This window comes from Anaerostipes rhamnosivorans (genome assembly GCF_005280655.1).
Taxonomy (GTDB): Bacteria; Bacillota; Clostridia; order Lachnospirales; family Lachnospiraceae; genus Anaerostipes; species Anaerostipes rhamnosivorans.
The window spans coordinates 3,026,711-3,047,982 of the sequence record NZ_CP040058.1 but is presented as its reverse complement, the minus strand read 5'-3'; the positions used below and the strand labels follow the sequence as shown (position 1 = coordinate 3,047,982).

The following is a 21,272-nucleotide window of genomic DNA, read 5'->3' as shown; positions in this document are numbered from 1 at the left end:
AAAAAAATAAAAATATAAAATAATATTTTATAAAAAGATTGACAAATATCATAAGCAAAGTTAATATTATAATATCAAAATCAACAAAGGTAAGATGCATCTATAAAATTCCTTTGTGAAGAGTTGCTAGAACATCCATCAAATTCAAAAGGAGATTTCATTATGTTATTGAACATGAAAGATTTATTGGCAGTCGCAAATGAGAAGAATTTCGCTGTACCGGCATTTAATATTGGTACCGGACAGATTTTGAACGCAGTTGTTGAATGCTGTGAGGAAAAACAGGCGCCGGTTATTCTGGCGATTCATCCGAATGAATTGGAATTTCAGGGCGACAGCTTTATTGAAATGTGTAAGGACAAGGCTAACAAAACCCGTGTTCCTATGTGTATCCATTTAGATCATGGTGAGACGATGGAGCAAGTACAGAGAGCTATCCGTTGCGGATTTACTTCTGTTATGATTGATGCATCAAGCAAATCATTTGAAGATAATATTTCCATTACAAAAGAGGTGATTAAAGTCGCCCACCCGTTAGGCGTATCTGTAGAAGCTGAGCTTGGAACCATTGGGGATATCAAAGAGGATTCAGGAAACCGTGAGATCGGAGCAAAAGAGATCGTATTTACACAGCCGGAAGACGCAAAGAAATTTGTTGAGGAAACAGAATGCGATACGCTGGCCATTGCGATTGGTACGGCTCATGGTATTTATCCGAAAGATTTTGTACCGCACTTGGAGCAGGAATTGCTGACGGAGATCAAAAATATAGTTTCTATTCCATTGGTACTTCACGGAGGTTCAGCAAACCCGGATTTAGAAATTGCAGAAGCAGTAAAACGGGGAGTTAATAAGATTAATATATCTTCTGATATTAAAGATGCTTTTTATCAGCAGACAAGAAAAACTTTGGCGGATGATGCTGTTATCAGAGAGCCCTTCGATCTGTATGTTGACAGTATTGCTGCCATGAAGAAGGTTGTAAATCAAAAAATTGACTTGTTTGATGATGCGGATAAAATGAAATATTACAAATTATAATATTTTTTGAAAGGAAGAAGCCATGGATATTAAGAGTGTTTTAGACGACAGAGTGATCCGTTCCGATCTTTTCGCAGTCAATAAGGAAGATGCGCTTAAAAAAATGACAGAAATGTTGCAAAAGGCAGGATATGTTGATGATGCAGCCGGATTTATTGCAGATGTTATGCAAAGAGAAAGTCTGGGTTGTACGGGGATTGGGAATTATGTGGCCATCCCCCATGGAAAAAGTCCGTCCGTATCAAAAGTTGGGATCGCCATCGCAAAGCTTCAGAATGAGATTGAGTGGGAAACTCATGATGGAAGAGGAGTCAAGGTCATCTTTTTGTTCGCAGTTGGAACTGATAATGAGAATGCTATGCAGCATTTAAAATTGCTTGCACAAGTAGCAGGGAAACTGGGAAATGACGAAGTTGTTGGAAAACTCTTAAATGCAGGTTCTGTTGAAGAGATCAAAATGACATTGGAATAAGAAAGGAGCACCTATGAACATTGTTGGAGTAGCGGCATGTACGGCTGGAATCGCCCATACATATATTGCCAAAGAAAAGCTTGAGAATGCTGCCCGAAAGAGAGGACACAAGATTCATATGGAAACACAAGGGGTGATCGGAGTTGAGGATGCGTTAAGTTCCGGTGAGATTGAGACGGCTGATGTCGTCATTCTGGCGACGGATGTAAGTATTTCCGGGAAAGATCGGTTTGAGGGAAAAAAGGTGGTAGAAGTGCCTACAGAGACAGTGGTCATGTCTCCGAATAAATTAATAGAGAAGATAGAGGAGCTTGTATAAAATATCATAGAAGGAGATAAATAATATGAAAGAACTGCAAATAAAAAAACATATGCTCACAGCAATTTCATATCTGATCCCATTTGTATGTACCGCAGGTATGCTGATGGTGATCGGTAACATTGCAGGAGGAAGCTCTGTAGAAGACTTTACAAAACAGCTTGCTTTCCCTGACTTTTTGACAACCATCGGTGGAACTGCACTGGGATTTCTCCCGATCGTTATTTCCACAGGGATATCTTATAGTATAGCAGATAAAGCCGGCATTGCTCCCGGTATCATCCTTGGACTGCTCTGTAAAGATGCGGGATTTGGTTTTTTAGGGGGGCTAATCAGCGGTTATCTGGTCGGATATCTGACTGTTTATCTGTTAAAAGTTATGAAAGTACCAAAATGGGTTGCAGGATTGTTGCCTCAGTTAATTCTTCCCCTGATCGGATCCCTGGCGGTAGGGCTGGTCATGAAATATGTGATCGGAATTCCGATCAATGCGCTGACCAATGCGATTACAGATCTTTTGGTGAATATGCAGAACAATGCGGGTATGATCATCCCATTTGGAATATTGGTTGGAATATTGTCGGCGGTTGATTACGGCGGCCCGATCAACAAAGTTGTTTTTGTTTTTGCATGTGGTGTTATGGCAGAGGGAATCGGTGGGCCCATTGCGATTTTGATGCAGGCATCAATGATAGCGCCTTTTGGCCTGACGATTGGATATTTCTTATCTAAGATCATGAAGAAAGATATTTTTTCTAAGGAAGAAGTAGACAACTTGAAATCAGCATTTGTCATGGGATGCTGTATGATAACAGAGGGATCTTATCCCATCATTTTAAATGACTTGATTCGGATTACAATTTGTACCGGTGTAGGTGCCGGCGTGGGTGGTGCTGTATGTGCGGCTTTGAACGTTACATCCAAGGTTCCCACGGGAGGGCTCTTTGCACTTCCGGGATTTAACCATCCGCAATACTGGCTTTTGGCATTATTGATCGGTTCCTGTGTATTTGCGGTGCTGCTTCAGTTCCTTAAAAGAAAACCTGTCAAAGGAAATGTTGAAATTGAAGAAAAAGAAATTGATTTGTCATCATTAAAGATTAGTTAACCAAATAAAGTTTAACGTTAATTTTACAAGGATTTAACATTATTCTCCACGAAAATCATGTAAAATAAAATTGCTGTTAAGTTATGGTGAAATGATTGTGAGACAAAGGAGAATAAAAATATGAATACAACGATTGTATTAGGACTGCTGGGAGGACTTGCCCTGTTCCTGTACGGTATGCAGATGATGGGCTCCGGCCTGGAGGCAGCTGCGGGCAACCGGATGAAACGGATCTTAGAGAAACTGACGTCCAACCGGTTTCTAGGAGTCGCCGTAGGGGCAGGGATCACAGCCGTCATTCAGTCGTCTTCCGCTACGACTGTCATGGTCGTAGGATTTGTAAATTCAGGGCTTATGACGTTGAATCAGGCAGTCTGGATCATTATGGGGGCCAACATTGGGACAACCATTACCGGGCAGCTGATTGCTCTGGATGTAGGGGCCATGGCACCGATCTTCGCTTTTGCAGGAGTTGCGATGGTCTTGTTTCTGAAAAAGCCAAAGATCCAATACATAGGACAGATCATCGCGGGCCTGGGTGTGTTGTTCATCGGAATGGACATGATGAGCACAGCCATGATGCCGCTTAGGGATGCACCTGCATTTATTAACCTGATGACAAAATTCTCGAATCCGTTGATCGGTATCCTGGCAGGGGCAGGGTTTACAGCTCTGATCCAGTCTTCCTCCGCATCTGTGGGTATCCTGCAGGCCTTGGCAGCCAGCGGACTGATCGGATTTAACAGTGCGGTGTTTGTACTGTTCGGGCAGAATATTGGTACCTGCATCACGGCGATCCTTGCAGCCATCGGTACAGGGCGGAGCGCCAAAAGGACTACGGTGATTCATCTGCTGTTTAATATTATTGGTACTATTATTTTTACAACCATATGCCTGACACTTCCATTGAGTGATCTGGTTGCATCCTGGACACCGGGAAATGCGCCGAGACAGATCGCGAATATGCATACACTGTTTAATCTTGCCACAAGTTTTCTGCTCATCCCATTTGGAAACCAGCTGGCATCTCTTGCGGTGAAGATCCTGCCGGAGAAGGAAGAAGAAAAACAGAAACAGAAGCATTTGAAATATTTAAGGACTTGGGATGCGGGTCTGGATCCCAGGATCGGAGGCGCTGCCATTCATATGGAAGAAGTGGGCAAAGAGATCCAGAGAATGCTTGAGATGGCAAAAGAAAATGTGGACGAAAGCTTCCAGTCCTTCTTAATTGGAAACAGCCACAAGTTAAAGGAAGTGGAGGAGAGAGAGGCATATATTGACTACCTCAACAAAGAAATTTCCGGGATCATTTCCAAGATGATGGTGACTGAGACCAATGAGAAGACTTCTGAGATCATCAGTCTATACTTTAAAATGACAGGAAATATCGAACGGATCGGTGACCATGCCGTCAATATATGTGATTACACAAAGATCATTGAGGAGAAGGAGATCAAGTTTTCCCGCCAAGCCAGGGCGGAGTTAAAAGAGATGAAACAGATCTGCCACAATATGTTCCGGTATTTCCAGAGAGAGATCCAGGATACAAAGAAATGGCTTGAGGATCTTCACGAGATGGAGCGTTTTGTGGATGCAAAGACACAAGAGTTTTACGACAGCCATCTGAGAAGGATGAAGAGGGGAGAATGTAACGACGAGGCTTGCATCATCTACTCTGAGATGCTGGTAGACTTTGAACGGATCGGGGACCACCTGTGGAATATGGCCAAAGCCATGAGGGAAATTGCAGAAGAAGTTTAGTGTAAAGGGGAAGAGCTTTTCTTCCCCTTTTTTCTCTGAGGATATGTTATAATACTACTGTTAGAGTATTAGTGGATAAAAAGGAGAAGGTAGCATGGAATACATTTTATCGCCGTCGATTTTATCGGCAGACTTCAAGACACTTGGTGACGATATCAGAAAAGCAGATGCCGCTGGGGCCCAGTGGATCCATATCGATGTGATGGATGGAGACTTTGTGCCGAATATCTCATTTGGTATGCCGGTCATCAAAAGCATCCGCAGCGTAACGGACAAGGTATTCGATGTCCATCTGATGGTAGAAGAGCCGGGAAGATTTATTGACGAATTCGCTGCCTGCGGGGCAGACTATATCACAGTACATGCGGAAGCGTGCACCCATCTTGGCCGTGTGGTCCAGCAGATCAAAGAAAAAGGCTGCAAAGTGGGAGTTTCGCTGAATCCTGCCACTCCGCTGAGTGTGTTGGATTATGTGCTGGATGACCTTGATATGGTGCTCATCATGTCAGTGAATCCAGGGTTCGGAGGACAGTCTTATATAGAAGCAATGGATCAAAAGATCAGGGACTTACGGAATATGATCGAGAAAAAGGGACTTGATGTGGATATCCAGGTGGACGGAGGCGTGACAGCTGATAATATCGCCCATATCAAGGAATGTGGCGCCAATGTATTCGTAGCAGGATCTGCCGTTTTTAACGGAGATATAGAAGAAAATATAAAGAAACTTTTTAAAGCAATGGAGGTTTAGAGATGAGTGAGTGTACTCATGACTGCAGCAGCTGTAGCGAAAGCTGTTCTGACAGAACGCAGTCACAGACAGATTTTATGGAACCATTATACAAAGACAGCAGTGTAAAGAAAGTGATCGGAGTTGTGAGCGGCAAAGGCGGCGTGGGCAAATCTATGACCACAGCCCTGCTGGCCGTGGCCGCAAACAGAAAGGGGCTCCACGCAGCCATTTTGGACGGTGATGTGACGGGTCCGTCTATCCCACAGGCATTTGGCCTGCACGAAAGGCTGCTGGGCAATCAGGAAGGGATTATCCTTCCGGCTCTCACTAACTTTGGTATCGAGGTCGTATCAGTGAATCTCATGCTGGAGGAGGAGACCCAGCCAGTGATCTGGAGAGGCCCGGTTGTAGCCGATGTGGTCAAGCAGTTCTGGGGCAAGACGTTATGGCGCGATATTGACGTAATGTTTGTAGATATGCCTCCGGGGACAGGGGAAGTACCACTGACTGTCTTCCAATCCGTACCTTTGGACGGGATCGTCGTGGTAGCCACACCTCAGGATCTGGTTGGAATGATCGTGGAAAAAGCAGTCAACATGGCAAAAATGATGAACATCCGGATCCTTGGCATCGTAGAAAATATGAGCTACATTAAATGTCCGGACTGTGGAAAGGAAATTTCTATTTTCGGTGAGAGCCATATTGACGGCATCGCTGATAAATACCAGATTCCTGTACTAGGAAAGCTTCCAATCGATCCGAAGCTGACAAAAGCCTGCGATGAAGGACTGATTGAAGACGTAGAGGAATTGTATTTAGATGGAGTGATCGAGACTCTATAACAGACAGGGAGTGCCCGCTTCCTGGTAATTTGACCATAATGTCGAATTCTTTCTAATATTATCAGTTTTTTAATGAATTTAAATAGACTTGAATAAAAAAGAGATGAATCCTTTGGATTTGTCTCTTTTTTTGTAATAGATCCGTAATAATTATCTGGGGATATTTGGGTGAAAACTGTATTTTTTTAAGTACAACGGTTGACAAATCGTCAATTGTTAAGTAAACTAGCACTAAGTTGTTACAAAAATATTTCAAATATTTAAAAAGTAAGAATAAATCTTAAAAAACTATCATAGGTTATACAGTAACCAGAATGATTTACTTTAGAAAGAGGACATTATGAAGATATTAAAAATAGCAGCAAAGAAAAAACTTTTATTGCTGACCATGATGGTCGTAGTATTAACAGGTACATTTATCACAGGTTCATCATCAACAGAAGCCAAATCAAAGAAAGTACAGTACTTAGGAAAATATAAACTGACAGCATACTGCGGATGTAAACGATGCAGCGGAGGTTATGGAAACAGAACCGCTACCGGAAGAAAAGCAAAACAGGGCCGTACGATCGCTGTAGATAAGAGAAAGATCAAACTGGGAAGCAAGGTTAAGATCAAGGGTAAAACTTATGTAGCCGAAGATGTAGGGGGAGGAGTAAAAGGAAAACATATTGATGTTTACTTTAAATCCCATAAGAAGGTAAAACAGTTCGGACGTAAGAACAACGTAAAAGTTTACAAAATTAAAAAATAAATATAATACAAAGCAGAGAGCAGGGCACTTTATCAGTGATCTTCTCTCTGCTTTTGTATTTCCATAGGAAAGTTCTTCGAACCTCCCTATGGAAAAAAAGCCCTATGGCCATTATGCACACAAATGCGTGAGGAAACTATTTGACTATGTCAAATCGCATTTGGTGCTCAAAGTTGTCAAGCCCCTCAAAGAGTGAGGGGTTGGGGAGATGAGGTGGGCTTGTCCACTTTGCTCTATTGTTTTAGGATTCCTTATACAAGCTGCCTAAAAGTGTTCTGGATATAATCCTCCTTCCTTCATGGCTTTTAAAGCATCCATCACATGCTGTTTGTCTTCTTTGTAGGTCACCCCATACCATTGATCCTTGGAGACAAGGACATCCATGGTGGCTTTTCCGTTCTCCATCAGCTGGCTGGCCACGCTTGGTATAAAGTATTCGCATTTCAACGGGTTTTCTTTCAGGGAGGCGGAAAGGAACTCAGAAAAGCCTGTCTCTAATTCATCCATGATCATAGGGCGGAATCCAAAAAAGTTCATGGACACCAGAGTGTCAAAGGAAAGAGAAGTCCAGGTCTTCCCATCGTCCTCTGTATATTCTGCGTGATCTCCGCGCTTTTCAATATGAGTCTGTTCTGTAATGGAAACCAGCTGACGGTTTTCATCTACTTTACAGATTCCTCTGGATACATATCCGCTGTCCGTGACCGTATTTCCAAGGTGATAGCCGACCATTGCAAATTTTGCTTTGGCAGAGGATGATTCTCTCATAAGGAATTGGGCCATGGCTTGATAGCCGTGGATGCCGTAGTAGTCATCAGCGTTGATAACAGCAAACGGCTCTTGAATAAATGGTTTTGCACAGAGAACTGCATGGGCAGTACCCCATGGCTTTACCCGGCCTTCCGGGACAGAAAAGCCGGCGGGAAGATTGTCCACTTCCTGAAAGGCATAGCAGACCTCTATACCGTCGGGGATCCTGGATCCCACAGTCTCTTTAAAATCTTTTTCGATCTCTTTTTTTATTACAAAAACGACCTTACCGAAACCGGCCCGTTTTGCGTCATAGATAGAATAATCAATGATGGCATGTCCCTGTTCATCCATTGGATCCATCTGTTTCAGACCGCCATAACGGCTGCCCATACCGGCGGCGAGAATCACTAATGCTGGTTTTTTCACTTTTGTTACCTCCAAATCAAATTACTGAACAACATTATAACATAGAAAAACATGCGAAGCACGCTTATCTTCCCAACCACAAGATATAGACAAATGCCTGTAAACCGTATAAAATGGCGGACCGTAGACGTTTTCAGAGAAAAAACAGAAAAAGTACAATCGGTTGGGAAAAAAGAAAGGAAACGTTGATTTTATCAGGAAAACTGACTATAATAAAAAGAAGAAACGGCGAAGAAGCGGTGGATAAACATTAACAAGGGTTGTATTGAAATGTCACATTGGAAAAATAATCCTTTCAATCTGTTATATGATAAACATTAACAAGAGTTGTATTGAAATTTCGGATTTTCAACCTCAATATCAACCTTCGTAGTCGATAAACATTAACAAGAGTTGTATTGAAATATATATTGCTTCTTACTAATCTTCTTGAGACAACGGGATTAACATTGACAAGTGTTGAATCGAAATAAGTCTTTTAAGTTTGTTAGCTTTTGCATCTGGATTAATTCTTCACTTCCAAAGATCCATTGCCATTGGACCTTTCTTTTTATACACAAAATTCCTAACAACATAGCATCGTCAATTCTTTTCACAAGCTTTCCCCATTTACGATAGTTTTTCTCCATTGTCTCCAGTCGGCTCTGGAAAGGCCTCCTTCCGACAACGGAGAAAAACTATCGTAGGATGGCACCTTATATTTTTATAAATTTCATCTATTCTCTAACGAACTGCCAGTAAGCCTGAACGAATATGTAACGTTTAATGAAAACACACAAAATGTAAACTGATAGGAGCAAAAGGAGCCACTTTACGAAAGTTATTTACCACTATTGGAGGAGCGCATTTCAAAAGCGTGACGGAAATAGTGGTAAATAACTCATACTCAGTAGGGCATCCCGTGTTTTATACCCTCCGGGTGGACGCGCTTTGCGCGATAAGGTATACCCACAGGGCATCCCGTATGTTATGCCCTTTCAGGGCTTGGCGCGCTCCGCGCGATAAGGTATAATAGATTCGTATTATTAGGCGGATTGAACAGCAGCACAAAAGAGGGATTTGAATGTTAAATCAACGGCAAATTGAAATTTTATTAGAATTTTGTAATCATTCTGATGAGTACCTGACGGCGTCTCATTTTGCGAAGAAACTGGATGTGAGTCTTAGGACGGTTCAGGGTGATATGAAAGTGATTAAAAAGGAATTGATGGATGAGACATGTGCGGAATTGGTCTCTAAGGCTTCCAAGGGGAGCTGTATCCAAGTGAAAAACTATGATGAATTTTCTGCATTTGTGAACTCTCTGTACCAGCAGTATACAACGGTATCTCTCAATTATCCTACAAGCCGCATCAGCAAAATACTGCTTTTACTTCTGAACAGACACAGAGCCGTGTCGGTTATGGAGCTGGAAGATAAGTTTTATGTGTCAAGATCCACACTGCAGAATGATTTAAAAAAGGTAGAAGAAATACTGGAGAAGTTTCAGCTGGAGCTTTTGAAAAGCAGTAATAAGATCATGATCGACGGGTATGAGATCAACAAAAGGCGCTGTCTGGCAGAGCAGGATCTCTATCTGGCCCACATAAAAAATGAACAGGGTATGGTGTATATCGACGAGAGACAGCTGGCTAAGATTAAGAATATACTGACCGATATTTTCGTCAATTATAAATATCATATTATGGATACGGATTTTAACAATGCTATCTTGTTTCTGAATATCATGATCGGCCGGATGGGAGAGGGCTTTTACATACAGCCGGGGGAACTGGATATCACAGAACAGCTGGGAAACGAGTATGAGATCGCAAAAGCGGTCTTTGGAAAGATCAGCCGCAGGTTTTTCTTAAAGGTCACAGAGGAGGAAATCCGATACTTTTCTTTGTACCTGAAGGGCCAGGGCAATAACAGAGATTCCGATACTATCACCCAGGAGATGGACAATTTTATTTCCCAGGCATTTGAGGAGATCAAGAGGAACTTCGGAGTAGATTTTACAGACAACATTAACTTAAGGATTACTCTGGCGTTGCACTGTATGTCACTGAGTATCCGCATAAAGTACGATATGCAGGTGAAAAATGATATGCTGAACTATATCCGTGAGACGTTTCCTCTGGGATATGACATTGGGGCATACTTTGCCTTTCTGCTCCATCAGCAGTATGGAAAGAGAGTATCCGAGGATGAGGTGGCGCTTCTGGCTGTCCACTTCTACAGCAGCCTTTTGGAATTAAACAGCCGGCAGGGGAACAAAAGGATCCTGGTGATCTCCGCATTAAAAAACAGTATGACGCTTCTCATGAAGCAGACGCTATTAAAATGGTTTTCTGAGTATGTCTCTGTCATCGACTTTGTAAATCCCATGGATGTGACGGAGGATATGCTGGATGAATACGACATCTTTCTGACAACGGAAAAGGAAGAGTTTTTTGAAAAAGGCTTGGCGATGTATGTGGATACATTTCCCAACCAGCATGACTATATGAACATTAAATTAAACATTGATGGATTCAAGGACATAGAGGATGTGGCGGAGATCTTCCACCCAGAGCTATTTTCCAGTGTGAGATCATCCAACAAGGAAGAAGTGCTCAGCATGCTCTGCGAGAAATCCACCGCCTATTTTGAGGTAGAGAACCTTTACTCCCAGGTTCTCCAGAGGGAGGAGATCGGAAGTACATTTTTCAGCAAACAGATCGCGGTGCCCCATCCCATGTATGCAGTTTCATCGGATACCTTTGTGGCTGTGTGTGTATCCAAGGAGCCTGTCATTTGGGATGAGGAGAAGAACGAAGTCCACCTTGTAATGCTGATGCACATTGGAAAAAATAATCCGCAGGCCTTTCAGCTCTGGGATTATTTCTCCAAAATGTTCGCAGACAAATCTCTGGTGGAACGTCTGGTGGAGGATCCAACATATCCTAATTTTATCCGGTTAGTAAAAGAAGCGCTGGAGACAGGCATTAACAGCACAGATACAATTTAATATAGAAGAAATTGATGAAAGGCGGACGATCAAAATAGATTTCCGCCTTTTGTTTTGAAAGTAGAAAAGAAGGAGGTGCTTGTATTGAAGATCCGTCATGAGTTTACATGCCCGCTGGAATTGGTTCACGATATTGATGAAGGGCAAGTAGATCCCAATTTCATGAAAACGGGGTGCCATCCTGTTCCCTGCCTTTCCGGATAGAAGAAACGCCAAAAGGCACTGTGTCATTTGCCAAAAAACTGAATCGTGATAATTAAAATCAGGACAGAAATCCAAAAGAACGGATTTCTGTCCTGATTTTAATTACAATAAACAGTAAAGAGTCAGATATCAAAGAATTGGCTGCCGGAAAATAACCCAATTTAATGTATTTGTTTTGCATTTGTTTGGACTTTTTTGTCGAATAAAATAGATTTAGAATAGAATTAAGCTCAAGGAGGAGAAAAATGAACAGAAGAAGTAATAAGATCCTGAAGGATTTGATTCTTGGTATTCATGCAGATGTTTCTGAGTTGGAGGAGACATATAACATACAGGAGAGGACCATTCGGGCGGATATAAAAGAGCTGAATAAAGATCTGGAAACGCATCATCTGCCTGTTATTGCTTCGGATGCTGAGGGGAAATTATGGATCGAATCTGATGCGAAGATCGACATACGGGCATTTGAAAAAATGATTTCAGAATATGACTTCTATACCTATTACCTTTCAAAAAAAGAGCGTTCCACGATCCTTGCGATGATCCTTTTGAACGCAAATGGATATGTGACCGTAGACCAGCTGAAAGAAAAGATCGGAGTCAGCCGCAATACGCTGCTACAGGACTTTCAAGAATTAAAAGCCTGGTTTAAGGAAAACGGCATGACGCTGGTGTCACAGGTCAGACGCGGTTACATCATCGAAGCGCCCGAGATGGAGATCAGGAACGGGATTCTTAAATTGCTGGAAGTGAACGGAGACGATAATTACTATAAGAATGGCTATAATCTAAGCGTTTTCTGGAACCTGCTGCTCAAGGAAGCGGACAGTCTGGGAAATTACGAGATGATCAAAAATTGCATTCTGGAAGAGGAAGAAGCACTTCAGACATTTTTTGCGGACTATTCTTTCTTTGAAGCGGTGACGGAGTTAACGATCATCACCAACAGGATCACAAGAAGGCAGTTCCTGCCCGGCTATTATACAAACGAGTGGAATTATCTGAAGGAAGGTTCCAAATATACGTTCAGTAAAAACTTATTTGAGAAAATATCAGAAATGCACGACATAGATATTCGTGAGGTAGAGATTCTGTATTATACAGAATGCCTGAACGGAAAAAGCTACCTAAAGGACGATGCCCAAAAAACAAATGCGCTGGAATTAAAGGTGATGATAGCGGAGACCATCTATCAGATTTCCACCTGCTTTGGAATTGATTTTTACCTGGATTTTTCCCTGTATGATCTGCTTGTGGCCCATATGAAATCCGCGGTCCACCGTTTAAAAAACGGTGAGATCCTGGTGAATCCTTTAAAAGATACATTAAAGCAGGACTATCCGAAGATTTTTGAAAATGTCCGGCAGCATCTTGGTTCCCTGGAGGAGTATGTGGGGAAAAAGTTTTCTGAGGATGAAATGTCGTTTATGGTACTTTACTTTGCCTCAGTTCTGGAAAAGGAGCGGGCTGAGACCGAAAAAAGTAAGAAGGTAAAAGTGGCCCTTGTCTGTGCTACTGGAAGAGGAACGGCACAGTTTATGCTGGCGAAACTCCAGATGCTGGATGACATGATCGAGGTTGTGAGTATTTCTTCCTTCCATAATATGAAGGAGATCGAGACAAATGGAACCCAGATGATCATTTCCACGATCCCGCTGGACAATGTGAACCTGCCTTGCGTGGAAGTACGTTCACCGATGCTTAATAAGGATGACATTCTGGATATCCAGAGGATGGTCTTGGACATCCGCGAGGGAAGTGACCAGACAGTAAAAGAGAAGGTACCCGATACAGCCAGTCTGTCTGACGCCAATATCCAGGGAGCATTTTATGATCTGCTGTCTGAGGAAAGGATCCAGGTGGAGTATCTGGCCAAAGACTGGGAGGATGCAGTGCGGCAGTCGGGTAAGCTGCTTTTGGAAACAGGGGCAGTGAAATCGGAATATGTGGAAGAAATGGTCATGAACATTAAGAAAAATGGTCCTTATATTGTGGTCTGCCCTGAGACTGCACTGCCCCATGCAAGTGCCGAACAGGGTGTGGTCGAGGAGGCGGCATCGATCTTAAGACTAAAAGAACCTATAGATTTTCACAGCGGAACCAATGATCCGGTGAGATATGTGGTCGGAATGAGCATCCAAAGCGCAAAAAGTATCAACAGTGCCATCTATGATCTGATGATGATCTTCGGCAATGAAAACATACGGAAGAAATTAGATTCCATGCCGGATGCAAAAGCATTGCTGCAAACTTTAAAAAATCTAGAAACAAGAAATGATAAGGAGAAAGACAATGAAGATGATAACCAATAACACAGACAAACATTACCTTGCAGTTTCTTTGTCAGGTTCCAGTGATAAAGATGTGCTGGGGCAGATGGCAGATGCCATGTTCGGGGAGGGTTATGTGACAGACGAGTTCCATGACGCCATTATAAAACGGGAAGAGAACTTCCCTACTGGACTTCCCACCGGAGACATCAATGTGGCAATCCCTCATACAGATCCTGAATATGTGAAAAAGCCTGCCATCTGTCTGGGCGTGCTGGATGAACCTGTGGATTTTTGTGTCATGGGAATGGAGGGGGAGAAAACCAGCGTGTCCCTTCTGTTTATGCTGGCCATCAAGAAAAAAGAAGAACAGCTGGGACTGCTGCAAAAACTCATCGAGGCATGCCAGGATCAGAATGTATTGGCGGTACTTAAATCAGGCAGCGTGGAGAAGATTGAAGAAGTCTTAGGTGATCTGATCAATTGACAGCCCAAAATAGAACTTATTAATAATTTATATATAAAGGAGAATGTATCATGAAGAAAATTTTAATTGCATGTGGATCAGGAGTCGCAACATCAACTGTTGCAAACCAGAAAATTTCAGCTTATTTGGACGAACACGGTTTTGCGGGAAAATACAAAATCGAACAATGCCAGGTTTCAGAGGTCGTTGAGAAATCCGGAAACGTTGATTTTTGTGTTTCTACTACGTTAGTCAGCGGCGATGTGAAGTGTCCTGTATTGGCTGGACTACCACTGTTAACCGGAGTTGGAGTAGATAAGCTGTATGCTTCTATCTTGGAAGAGATGCAGAAGTAATAAGGAGAAGAGGATAAAAAAGGAGGATTATTATGCAAGCGATTATTGATGTATTTAGTTATATTAACCAACTTGGCGCCAGTGTCATGATGCCGATCATCTTGACGATCATCGGTGTAGTATTAGGGGCTAAATTTGGAAAGGCCCTGCGCGGAGGCCTGACCGTAGGAATCGGCTTTATTGGGTTGAATCTGGTTACTGGACTGATGGGAGAAAACCTGGCACCAGCAGTTCAACAGATGGCTCAGCGCTTCGGACTGGCACTTTCTACAGTAGATATCGGCTGGCCGGCGGCGTCAGCGATTGCCTTTGGTACTACCATCGGCCTGATCATCATCCCCATCGGATTGATCGTTAATATTGTCATGCTGCTCACAAATACAACACAGACGCTGGATGTGGACATTTGGAATTACTGGCACTTCGCATTTACAGGTTCCCTGATCTATGCGCTGACCGGAAATTTTGCTTACGGAGTGATCGCAGCGATCATCAACATGGTCATCGTTATGGTTATCGGTGACTATACGGCGCCAAAAGTTGAGGAGACCCTTGGAATGCCGGGAGTATCCATTCCCCATGGTTTTACAGCGGCATTTGTACCGATTGCAATTGTTGTTGATAAGATCATTGATTGCATCCCAGGAGTAAAAAACATCAATGTAGATATTGAAAAACTACAGAAACGTTTTGGGGTGTTCGGAGAACCGATGCTTGTGGGAACAGTCCTTGGTATCGTCATCGCAGCACTGGCGGGTAATAATCTCCAGAGTGTACTGCAGATCGGTGTCACCCTAGGTGCCGTCATGGTGCTGATCCCAAAGATGGCAGCTCTGTTAATGGAAGGTCTGATGCCAATCTCTGACGCAGCACAGGAATTTGTATCATCTAAGTTTGCAAACAGAGGAAAGATTTATATTGGACTTGACTCCGCTGTTGGAGTGGGACATCCAGTGTGTCTGACTGTTTCCCTGATCTTAGTTCCGCTGGCAGTATTTTTGGCAGTAGTACTTCCGGGTAATACAGTGCTTCCGATGACAGACTTATCTGTTCTGCCGTATATGTTTGTACTGATCGTGCCTTTGGTAGGAGGAAATGGATTCCGTGCTTTGATCACAGGTATTGTCTGCCTGGTAGGAGGACTTTATATTTCCACAGACCTTGCACCATCCATCACTGCCGTAGCAAAATCTATCAACTTTGCGATTCCAAAAGGGGCTGCGACCATCTCCTCAATCTGTGACGGAGCCAACCCGTTGTCATGGATCCTTGTAAAGGCCCATTCCATCGGAGCTGTGGGAGTTATCATTGCAGTTGTAATAGCCGTGGGGCTGGCACTGATGAACCGGAAACGTATCATCAAGGAAGCAAAAGAATTACATGCTGACGCATAAAGAAAGGTAAAAAATGATGAAACGCTATCTATATCAACCATCTCATTTTTTCATACAGATGACGCTGCCTGGAATTTTTACCGGAGCCATTGGAGCATTTTGTCTCTTCCAGTTCTTTGCCGGGGGACACCAGCTTCTGTATTTGTTGGTCCTTGGTCTGTGCGTTTATAATGTCTGGAACGTTTTTGTGTCTCTGAGCAACCCATCGGAGGTCCTGCTTGACAGAGACAAATCCATTGAGTTTTGCGCTTATGGCAGAAGCCATAAATATGAGATAAACCAGATCAGGAAATACAGCATGCGGCCTTTGGCGGGCAATACGAGAATGTATATGACCATCGACAACGGCGGCCTCCTGAAAGGAAGGTACTGGGTCAGGATATCTGAGTTTTCTGGTGAAAAGGAGCTGGAAGAGTTCTTTTATGACCTGGACGCAAAAGTCAACCCTGAATCTCTCGTATCCAAGGCAAGATCCCAGGGAAGAGAGCGTTTGAGAAAACTTGGGAAACAGTAGCATATAGACACAGGGCATAAAACACGGGATGCCCTTTTGGGTATAGATAAGCGTGAAGTCATTGAAACAGGAGGATATCAATTGTTAGTTACATTAAAAGATCTATTAGATCAGGCAAAAACAGAGAAAAAAGCGGTCGGCGCATTTAATGGCACGACACTGGAGGCGATACGGGGGATCATTCAGGCAGCAGAAGAGCTAAACTGCCCGGTTATCTTACAACACGCACAGAGTCACGACGATCTCATCGACCTAGATGAGATCGGGCCGATCCTGAAATACTACGCAAAGCGGGCCAAAGTGCCTGTGGCACTCCATCTGGACCATGGAAGCAGTTTTGAGCGATGTGTGCAGGCACTCCACCTCGGCTTTACTTCCGTAATGTACGATGCGTCTGCCAAAAGTTTTGAGGACAATGTAAAGGAAACAGCGGAGATCGTAAAAATCGCCCATGCGGTTGGCGCCAGCGTGGAGGCTGAGCTGGGACATATCTTCACCTCGGAGGTTGTACAGGGGGAAGGATCCGGTTCTGATAACAAAGACGACTATGAGAATCTAGATGATATTTACACAGATCCTGAGGTCGCCAGAGAATTTGTAGAGAAGACCGGAGTGGACTGTCTGGCTGTGGCGTTCGGAACAACCCACGGGGTATATCTGACAGAACCGAAGCTTGATCTGCCGCGGGTAAAAAGGATCAGGGATGCAGCCAAGGTGCCTCTTGTTATGCACGGAGGATCCGGGGTATCAGAGGAAGATTACAAGATTGCCATTGAAAACGGCATCTGCAAGGTGAACTATTATACTTACATGAACACGGCAGGCGGAAAGGCTTCCAAAGAATACTGGGAAGATGAAACAAAGCCGCTGTTTTACGATTCTATGTCCCTGGCGGCCACAGAGGCGGTCAAGGAAGATGTAAAAAAGGCGATCAAAGTATTTCAAAAGAAATGATATGGAGGGAAATCAGAAATGGCAGTATATAAAGAAACGATCAATGTACAATCTCATGGGAAGACCCCTACATATATCAATGTGACTGAGGATGTGAGAAGGATCATTGAAGAGAGCGGAATTCAAAATGGACTCTGCGCAGTGATCTCACCACACACGACCTGTTCCGTATTTTTTGAGGAATTTGTCCATGATTATAATGAAAACGGTGACGAGTTCCTACAGGAGGATCTGAACAATGCTCTTTCAGCGATCATTCCTGACCATGTCAGCGCGGACCAGTACAACTATCCTGGCGAAAAGCACTACGAGGAAGTGGAGACTTGGCCGGATGTGGACTTCTGGCTTCCGGGAGGGGACAGGACAGCGCTGTTTAACGGGGACGCACATCTGCGCTCAACAATCCTTGGTTCCAGCGAGACCTTTGAAGTGGACGAAGGAAAGCTGGGAGTAGGAGTTACGGGATATATTTATTTTGTAGATTTTGACCGCACACGTCCGCGGGAAAGAAAATGTAAAGTCGTGGTAATCGGTGAGTAAGGAGGAACAACATGAGTAAAACAAAATCACCGTTTTTGGTTGTCAATCCAAAATCATATTTATACGGAAAAGAAAGTCTTTCCTTAGCTAAGGAGGCAGATCAGGTGGCAAAAGATACCGGACTTCCGATTATTTTTACCTGCCCGTATGCAGATGTCCGTCTGATTCGCGAAAATACCGAAAATATTATTGTCTGTGTACAGTCTATGGACCCGCTGACACCGGGACGGGGAATGGGGCATGTGCTGCCGGAATCTTTAAAAGAGGCAGGGGCAGACGCAGTATTTTTAAACCATGCGGAAAATCCCAAGACCTTAAGTGATTTATACAAATGTATCCTGCGGGCTGCCGAGCTTAATATGACCTCGATTGTTTGTGCAGATTCTATCACGGAAGCTAGAGCTGTGGCATGCATGAATCCGGATATCGTACTGGCAGAGCCCACGGACCTGATCGGAACTGGGCATGTAGCCGATGATTCTTATACGATCGAGACCATCCAGGAGGTACGCAAAGTAAACCCAGATGTTCAGATCATGGTTGCATCCGGCGTCAGCACAGCAGACGACTGCTACAATGTGATCAGGTTAGGCGCGGACGGCACAGGGGGAACATCAGGAATTCTGAATGCACCTTCTCCGGCTGAACGCATCAGAGAGATGGCAGAGGCGATTGTGAGAGCAAAAGAGGATATAAGCTAAATTTAAAATAAGTGTATAGAACTGCCATATAAATTCTGTATGGCAGTTCTTTTAACATGAGTTATTTACCACTATTTCCGTCACGCTTTTGAAATGCGCTCCTCCAATAGTGGTAAATAACTTTCGTAAAGTGGCTCCTTTTACTCCTATCATTTTACGTTTTGTGTGTTTTCTTTAAACGTTACATATTCGTTCAGGCTTACTGACAGTTCGTTAGAGAATAGATGAAATTTATAAAAACAAAAGGTGCCATCCTACGATAGTTTTTCACCACTATTTCCGTCACGCTTTTGAAATGCGCTCCTCCAATAGTGGTGAATAACTTTCGAAAAGTGGCTCCTTTTTGACAGAAGCCCTTCTCCAGCAGACATTACGTCCATTTTCTACATGATTGGAGTGAGGCATTCTAAGAGCCGAACGGAAATCATGTAGAAAATGTCATACTTTATCGCGCAAAGCGCGCCTACCCAAAGGGGATGAGACGGACTCCTTCCGACAGGGTATTTATATTAAATGTATATATGTACTAACGAGTGATTCTAGTATTAATGTTGAGCGTGTTGCATCAAGAGTATTGTCTGGTGGACATAATGTTCCAACGGATAAGATTGTCAGCAGATAAAAGACTTAGTTTTGTAAGAAAAGAAATATTTAGAAACCTGAAAAATCCACCGGATAAATGTTTTAATTCGGTGGATTTAATATGCTTGTTATTAGTAATGTATATTATAGTTTTTTACTTTGTTGTATTTTTCGGAAAATACGGTTTTAAGGTAATAGATATTCCCTTAACAGCTGAAGAAACAACTCCATTGTCGGAGTGACCCATTTCTTTTTGTGATACACACAGACTGCGGTGATGGTTGGATTTGTAAGTCTGGTAGGAAGTTCTTTTAAGATCCCCTGTTGAAGTTCATCTTCTGCGGCATATCTGGGCAGATATGTCACGCCCAGATTGCTGGCGGCACTCCGTTTCACAGCCTCCACACTGCCGATCTCCATCTCTCCATTCAAGACGATATCAGATTCGTTCAGATAATCATGAAAGATTTTATGATAAACGCTTTGTTTGTCCACGGTCAGCAGACAGATATCCTTTCTCTGTCCCTGCTGGATAAAATCCAGATCTTCTTTTCTTAAATCCGGGCTGGCGATCAGAGCCAGGGGGTAGGCGGCCAAGGGTTTCACAGCTGTCTGGGCACCGTATCCTCCGATGTCATAATGGATGCCCAGATCAACACTTCCATTCTTAACCTGTTCCTGAATCACATAACAATTCGGGATATCAAGGGAAAGCCTGACATCCGGAGCCTGTTCCCTGAATTCTCTTAAGACTGGCTGAAGCTTATATGTCAGCAGCGTTTCAGGCACGGCGACACGGAGCGTTCCGGATAGCTGGTCTTTGCTTTTTCCGTAATTATCTAACTCCTGGGCCGCATCCAGTACAGCATCAATGTATGGGACCAGATCCTGGCCTGCCTGTGTCAGCTGCATTTTACGCCCGATCTTATCAAACAGCTTTACGGATAATTCCTGCTCTAATGACTGAATCTGCAGAGTAACTGTGGATTGAGCGTAATTCAGACGTTCTGCTGCTTTTTGAAAGCTGCCCGTTTCCAGGATCGTCTTAAAGGTTTTCATATATTTTATATCCATCTTGTATCCTCCCTTTGTCCGCAGATATAGTTTAAAATAAATGAACTTATAATTCAGGAAGTTCAATTATACTGAATTTATCTTTTCGGTTATTATATAGATATACAAAGAAGCTGTCAAGGATAGGAAAAGGAGGAGAGCCTGTGATAGAAATTAAGATATATACCGAAGAAGACAGGGAAGAAGTGATCGATCTGGTGCTGAGCTGCCAAAATGACGGAACCCGGCCATTTGTATCGGTTGAGGACCAGCCGGAATTACTTCATATTAAAGACAAGTATATCAATACCGTAGGGAACTTCTGGGTGGCAAAAGAAAACAGCCGGGTCGTGGGTTGTATTGGACTAATGAACTGCGGCAATGGGATCGCTGTTATGAAAAAGTTTTTTACCGATGAAGCATACAGAAGCGCCCCTCATCATCTTGGACGGAGACTATACAGCAGACTTCTTGATTTCGCCAGAGAACATCACATAAAAATGCTGCTGCTGGATACACCAAAAAATACCCACAGAGCACACAAGTTTTATGAGGCAGCTGGGTTCCGCTTAATGGAAGAACAGGAGCTGCCGGTGACCTTTGATCATCCATACACAGAAAGTGATTTTTTTTATCTAAGGATAGGTGAATCAATATAAATGATGGATAAAAAACCTTCAAAGAGAAATACTGATTTTGTAATAAGATCTTTTTAAAAGCAAAAGAACTGGAGGTAACCAATCCAATGGCAAAGGCTGGAATGAGACGGCCAGATCCCAAAGAACCACATGGTACACAGAGCAATCATAAGACACACATTCCTAAAAATGACGTACCTCCTGTACCAGAGATTCAGGGCAAGGCAAAGACAGGAAACAAAAAAGCAAACCCAATGTAACTATAGTGGCAAGAAAAAACATCTATTCAGCCGAATAGATGTTTTTTCTTGATATGAACACAAATAACTGACAACAGAGTGAAATTTTCACCAGTTCTACAGCGTGCTGTCTTAGGAGTGCAAAGCCTCCGAACTGGTA

At 43.1% G+C, this 21,272-nt stretch carries 21 protein-coding genes; 19 read left to right on the top strand and 2 right to left on the bottom strand.

The annotated features are described in order from the left end of the window. Positions 1-162: 162 nt before the first annotated feature. From AR1Y2_RS15050 to AR1Y2_RS15015, 8 genes are all read left to right on the top strand, one after another. Positions 163-1,041, top strand: coding sequence for a ketose-bisphosphate aldolase (locus AR1Y2_RS15050; RefSeq protein WP_137329707.1), 879 nt, complete (start codon positions 163-165; stop codon positions 1,039-1,041). A 22-nt stretch (positions 1,042-1,063) separates the two neighbouring features. Further along, positions 1,064-1,513: a PTS sugar transporter subunit IIA gene (locus tag AR1Y2_RS15045; RefSeq protein WP_137329706.1), complete on the top strand. Its 450-nt coding sequence runs from the start codon at positions 1,064-1,066 to the stop codon at positions 1,511-1,513. 13 nt (positions 1,514-1,526) lie between these two features. Continuing rightward, positions 1,527-1,832, top strand: coding sequence for a PTS fructose transporter subunit IIB (locus AR1Y2_RS15040; protein WP_039946376.1), 306 nt, complete (start codon positions 1,527-1,529; stop codon positions 1,830-1,832). A 25-nt stretch (positions 1,833-1,857) separates the two neighbouring features. Beyond that, on the top strand, positions 1,858-2,940 hold the full coding sequence (locus tag AR1Y2_RS15035; RefSeq protein ID WP_024726441.1) for a PTS fructose transporter subunit IIC: 1,083 nt from the start codon (positions 1,858-1,860) through the stop codon (positions 2,938-2,940). A gap of 120 nt (positions 2,941-3,060) precedes the next feature. Then, positions 3,061-4,701, top strand: a complete 1,641-nt coding sequence (locus AR1Y2_RS15030; protein WP_024726442.1) for a Na/Pi cotransporter family protein — start codon at positions 3,061-3,063, stop codon at positions 4,699-4,701. Between the two features lie 94 nt (positions 4,702-4,795). Beyond that, positions 4,796-5,452: a ribulose-phosphate 3-epimerase gene (gene rpe / locus AR1Y2_RS15025; RefSeq protein WP_137329705.1), complete on the top strand. Its 657-nt coding sequence runs from the start codon at positions 4,796-4,798 to the stop codon at positions 5,450-5,452. Positions 5,453-5,454: 2 nt separating this feature from the next. Beyond that, complete coding sequence (locus AR1Y2_RS15020) at positions 5,455-6,276, top strand: P-loop NTPase (protein ID WP_137329704.1); 822 nt, start codon at positions 5,455-5,457, stop codon at positions 6,274-6,276. Between the two features lie 340 nt (positions 6,277-6,616). Then, the gene (locus tag AR1Y2_RS15015; RefSeq protein ID WP_137329703.1) at positions 6,617-7,030 is read left to right on the top strand and encodes a 3D domain-containing protein; all 414 of its coding nucleotides are present in this window, start codon (positions 6,617-6,619) and stop codon (positions 7,028-7,030) included. Positions 7,031-7,294: 264 nt separating this feature from the next. On the opposite strand, the gene AR1Y2_RS15010 is transcribed toward AR1Y2_RS15015, so the two are convergent. Beyond that, positions 7,295-8,209, bottom strand: coding sequence for a nucleotidyltransferase family protein (locus tag AR1Y2_RS15010; protein WP_137329702.1), 915 nt, complete (start codon positions 8,207-8,209; stop codon positions 7,295-7,297). 1,063 nt (positions 8,210-9,272) lie between these two features. Here AR1Y2_RS15010 and AR1Y2_RS15005 point away from each other — a divergent pair. The 9 genes from AR1Y2_RS15005 (at position 9,273) to AR1Y2_RS14965 (ending at position 18,600) form a co-directional block, all read left to right on the top strand. After that, on the top strand, positions 9,273-11,201 hold the full coding sequence (locus AR1Y2_RS15005) for a BglG family transcription antiterminator (protein ID WP_137329701.1): 1,929 nt from the start codon (positions 9,273-9,275) through the stop codon (positions 11,199-11,201). Positions 11,202-11,650: 449 nt separating this feature from the next. Further along, a complete protein-coding gene (locus AR1Y2_RS15000; RefSeq protein WP_137329700.1) occupies positions 11,651-13,717 on the top strand; it encodes a BglG family transcription antiterminator in 2,067 nt (688 codons plus the stop codon). Next, positions 13,698-14,162, top strand: a complete 465-nt coding sequence (locus tag AR1Y2_RS14995; RefSeq protein WP_137329699.1) for a PTS sugar transporter subunit IIA — start codon at positions 13,698-13,700, stop codon at positions 14,160-14,162. The genes AR1Y2_RS15000 and AR1Y2_RS14995 overlap by 20 nt, the downstream gene beginning before the upstream one ends. Before the next feature lie 50 nt (positions 14,163-14,212). Next, positions 14,213-14,497 (top strand): PTS sugar transporter subunit IIB, encoded by a 285-nt coding sequence (locus AR1Y2_RS14990; RefSeq protein WP_137329698.1) that lies wholly within the window; start codon positions 14,213-14,215, stop codon positions 14,495-14,497. 32 nt (positions 14,498-14,529) lie between these two features. Then, complete coding sequence (locus AR1Y2_RS14985; RefSeq protein ID WP_137329697.1) at positions 14,530-15,891, top strand: PTS galactitol transporter subunit IIC; 1,362 nt, start codon at positions 14,530-14,532, stop codon at positions 15,889-15,891. A gap of 13 nt (positions 15,892-15,904) precedes the next feature. Continuing rightward, positions 15,905-16,405 (top strand): hypothetical protein, encoded by a 501-nt coding sequence (locus AR1Y2_RS14980; RefSeq protein ID WP_137329696.1) that lies wholly within the window; start codon positions 15,905-15,907, stop codon positions 16,403-16,405. 81 nt (positions 16,406-16,486) lie between these two features. Further along, a complete protein-coding gene (locus tag AR1Y2_RS14975) occupies positions 16,487-17,359 on the top strand; it encodes a class II fructose-bisphosphate aldolase (protein WP_137329695.1) in 873 nt (290 codons plus the stop codon). Between the two features lie 18 nt (positions 17,360-17,377). Next, the gene (locus AR1Y2_RS14970) at positions 17,378-17,899 is read left to right on the top strand and encodes a YjbQ family protein (RefSeq protein WP_137329694.1); all 522 of its coding nucleotides are present in this window, start codon (positions 17,378-17,380) and stop codon (positions 17,897-17,899) included. 11 nt (positions 17,900-17,910) lie between these two features. Further along, positions 17,911-18,600, top strand: a complete 690-nt coding sequence (locus AR1Y2_RS14965; protein ID WP_137329693.1) for a triose-phosphate isomerase — start codon at positions 17,911-17,913, stop codon at positions 18,598-18,600. Between the two features lie 768 nt (positions 18,601-19,368). Here the strand turns inward: AR1Y2_RS14965 and AR1Y2_RS14960 are convergent. Further along, positions 19,369-20,256 (bottom strand): LysR family transcriptional regulator, encoded by an 888-nt coding sequence (locus AR1Y2_RS14960; RefSeq protein ID WP_137329692.1) that lies wholly within the window; start codon positions 20,254-20,256, stop codon positions 19,369-19,371. Between the two features lie 143 nt (positions 20,257-20,399). On the opposite strand from AR1Y2_RS14960, the gene AR1Y2_RS14955 reads away from it, so the two are divergent. Further along, entirely contained in the window at positions 20,400-20,894 is a 495-nt protein-coding gene (locus AR1Y2_RS14955; RefSeq protein WP_137329691.1) for a GNAT family N-acetyltransferase, read from the top strand. Between the two features lie 86 nt (positions 20,895-20,980). Further along, positions 20,981-21,133 carry a hypothetical protein gene (locus tag AR1Y2_RS17905; RefSeq protein ID WP_175403676.1) on the top strand — a complete coding sequence of 51 codons (153 nt, stop codon included), beginning with the start codon at positions 20,981-20,983 and terminating at the stop codon, positions 21,131-21,133. The last annotated feature ends 139 nt before the right edge of the window (positions 21,134-21,272 follow it).

What these genes read in the sequence shown, in the direction of transcription:
- AR1Y2_RS14985 (WP_137329697.1), top strand. Translation starts at nt 14,530, where the DNA reads ATGCAAGCGATTATTGATGTATTTAGTTATATTAACCAACTTGGCGCC.
- rpe (WP_137329705.1), top strand. Translation starts at nt 4,796, where the DNA reads ATGGAATACATTTTATCGCCGTCGATTTTATCGGCAGACTTCAAGACA.
- AR1Y2_RS15050 (WP_137329707.1), top strand. Translation starts at nt 163, where the DNA reads ATGTTATTGAACATGAAAGATTTATTGGCAGTCGCAAATGAGAAGAAT.
- AR1Y2_RS15040 (WP_039946376.1), top strand. Translation starts at nt 1,527, where the DNA reads ATGAACATTGTTGGAGTAGCGGCATGTACGGCTGGAATCGCCCATACA.
- AR1Y2_RS14960 (WP_137329692.1), bottom strand. Translation starts at nt 20,256, where the DNA reads ATGGATATAAAATATATGAAAACCTTTAAGACGATCCTGGAAACGGGC.
- AR1Y2_RS15030 (WP_024726442.1), top strand. Translation starts at nt 3,061, where the DNA reads ATGAATACAACGATTGTATTAGGACTGCTGGGAGGACTTGCCCTGTTC.
- AR1Y2_RS17905 (WP_175403676.1), top strand. Translation starts at nt 20,981, where the DNA reads ATGGCAAAGGCTGGAATGAGACGGCCAGATCCCAAAGAACCACATGGT.
- AR1Y2_RS15035 (WP_024726441.1), top strand. Translation starts at nt 1,858, where the DNA reads ATGAAAGAACTGCAAATAAAAAAACATATGCTCACAGCAATTTCATAT.
- AR1Y2_RS14970 (WP_137329694.1), top strand. Translation starts at nt 17,378, where the DNA reads ATGGCAGTATATAAAGAAACGATCAATGTACAATCTCATGGGAAGACC.
- AR1Y2_RS15045 (WP_137329706.1), top strand. Translation starts at nt 1,064, where the DNA reads ATGGATATTAAGAGTGTTTTAGACGACAGAGTGATCCGTTCCGATCTT.
- AR1Y2_RS14965 (WP_137329693.1), top strand. Translation starts at nt 17,911, where the DNA reads ATGAGTAAAACAAAATCACCGTTTTTGGTTGTCAATCCAAAATCATAT.
- AR1Y2_RS14980 (WP_137329696.1), top strand. Translation starts at nt 15,905, where the DNA reads ATGATGAAACGCTATCTATATCAACCATCTCATTTTTTCATACAGATG.
- AR1Y2_RS14990 (WP_137329698.1), top strand. Translation starts at nt 14,213, where the DNA reads ATGAAGAAAATTTTAATTGCATGTGGATCAGGAGTCGCAACATCAACT.
- AR1Y2_RS15000 (WP_137329700.1), top strand. Translation starts at nt 11,651, where the DNA reads ATGAACAGAAGAAGTAATAAGATCCTGAAGGATTTGATTCTTGGTATT.
- AR1Y2_RS15015 (WP_137329703.1), top strand. Translation starts at nt 6,617, where the DNA reads ATGAAGATATTAAAAATAGCAGCAAAGAAAAAACTTTTATTGCTGACC.
- AR1Y2_RS14995 (WP_137329699.1), top strand. Translation starts at nt 13,698, where the DNA reads ATGAAGATGATAACCAATAACACAGACAAACATTACCTTGCAGTTTCT.
- AR1Y2_RS15005 (WP_137329701.1), top strand. Translation starts at nt 9,273, where the DNA reads ATGTTAAATCAACGGCAAATTGAAATTTTATTAGAATTTTGTAATCAT.
- AR1Y2_RS15020 (WP_137329704.1), top strand. Translation starts at nt 5,455, where the DNA reads ATGAGTGAGTGTACTCATGACTGCAGCAGCTGTAGCGAAAGCTGTTCT.